1 protein-coding gene is annotated in these 1,987 nt (G+C 68.7%); it reads left to right on the top strand.

Translation table 11 applies throughout. The features are described 5' to 3' along the window. Positions 1 to 129 precede the first annotated feature (129 nt). On the top strand, positions 130 to 1,929 hold the full coding sequence (locus HKK72_RS43065) for an IS481 family transposase (RefSeq protein WP_410050391.1): 1,800 nt from the start codon (positions 130 to 132) through the stop codon (positions 1,927 to 1,929). Positions 1,930 to 1,987 lie beyond the last annotated feature (58 nt).

Here is a 1,987-nt window from a genome sequence, read left to right as displayed (position 1 = left end):
TGTCCTGTCCCGGTAGATGCTTGTCACTTCAGTCCCACCTGATGCTTGACAGGTGCTGGTTCGGCTTCGCTATCGCGTGTTCGTTTGCGGACGTCACGTGGTGGGAGGCCGGGATTGGCACTGGTGGAGTTGTCCGTTGTCGAGCAGCGGTATCGCGCGGTGCTGGAGGTCCAGGCGGGGATGTCGGTGACCGAGGTCGCGGCCAGGTTCGGGGTCTCACGTCAGAGCGTGCATGCCTGGCTGGTCCGGTATCGGGAGTCCGGGCTGGCGGGGCTGATGGACCGCTCGCACCGTCCGATCTCGTGTCCGCATCAGCTGCCGGGTGAGGTCGAGGTGCTGGTGTGTGAGCTGCGGCGTAAGCATCCGCGTTGGGGTCCGGTCCGGCTGGTGCATGAGATCGGTCGGCTCGGTGTCGTGCCTGTCCCCTCGCGGATGGGGGTGTATCGGGCGTTGGTGCGTCATGGCCTGATCGAGCCGCGGAAGCGGCGTGGTCGGCGGGAGTTCGTTCGGTGGGAGCGGGACGCGCCGATGGCGTTGTGGCAGATGGACATCGTCGGCGGTGTGTTCCTGGCGGACGGGACCGAATGCAAGGTCGTCACCGGGGTGGACGACCATTCCCGGTTCTGCGTGATCGCCTCGGTGGTGCCCCGTGCGACGGGCCGGGCGGTGTGCCTGGCATTCGCCGCAGCGTTGCGGAAGTTCGGGGTGCCCGGTGAGGTGCTCACCGACAACGGCAAGCAGTTCACCGACCGGTTCGGCCGCGGCGGGGAGGTGCTGTTCGATCGGATCTGCCGCGACAACGCCATCGTGCACCGGCTCACCCAGCCCCGGTCACCGACCACGACGGGGAAGGTCGAGCGGTTCCACCAGACGCTGCGGCGGGAGCTGCTGGATGAGGGGGTGCCGTTCGCTGATGTGGCGGCGGCGCAGGCGGCGATGGACGCCTGGGTGAGCGACTACAACACCCTCCGGCCCCATCAGAGCCTGGGCATGGCCTGCCCTGCCGACCGGTTCGACACCACCCATACCCGTGGTGAGCAGGAACTGCTGCCGCTGCGGTTGCCGGCGGCGGTGCGGCTGGCTGCCGTTCCCCAGCCCCGGGTCCAAGCGCCTGAACCGGCTCAGCCGGAGCCGACAACCGGTGATGAGGCCGCTCCTAAGGTGGTGGCTCCGTGGACCGGTGGGGCGGTGGAGTTCGACCGGGTAGTGCCGCCCGCCGGGAACATGTGGGTGGCCGGGAAGCAGTTCTGGCTCGGCCCCGCCCGGGCCGGGGTGAGGGTCACGTTCTGGGCCGATACCGACGTCATCCACCTGTCGGCCGGTGGGACCCGGATCAAGAGCATCCGCTCGCATCTGTCGAGTGCCGACCTGGCCGCGCTCGCCGCCCACGGCGGACGCCAAGCCGGGCCACCGCCACTGGCCAAGGCGGCCGACAAAGCGGCCGACAAGGTGGCGGTGGAGGTCGATCGGACCGTGAACAGGACCGGCAGCGTCGGCCTGGGCGGACGCTTGGTGCTGGCCGCCGACATCCTCGCCGGCCGCAGGGTCGGTATCCGCATCGAGGAACGAACACTGATGTTCTTCGACCCAGACACCCGGGAGCTGTTACGCACCCGGCCCAACCCGTTCACCGCCGAGCAGGTCCAGAACCTGCAGGGGGTCCGTCCGGCCGGGCCACCACCACACACCTCGAGTGCGCCGGTCACGGTGCAGCGGCGGGCCAGCGCCACCGGAGTCATCGTGGTCTGCGGGCAGAAGGTCTCAGTGGGCCGGCTGCACGCCGGTCAGATCGCCACCGTCCAGGTCACCGACACCACACTGACGATCGAGTTGGCCGGCGACGACACCCGCACCGTACGGCGAACCACGACCACCCCGGTCCGCAACATCAAAGCCGACCGGCCCCGCAAGGCCGGCCAAATTGTCTAGGGCACCTGTCAAGCATCACCCGAGACAGAAACGTCAAGCATCAGGTGGGACTAAACAG

This window comes from Actinomadura sp. HBU206391 (genome assembly GCF_014323665.1).
In the GTDB taxonomy this organism is placed as follows: domain Bacteria; phylum Actinomycetota; class Actinomycetes; order Streptosporangiales; family Streptosporangiaceae; genus Actinomadura_C.
The sequence above is the reverse complement of the archived record's forward strand: the minus strand, read 5'-3'. Positions and strand labels throughout refer to the sequence as shown.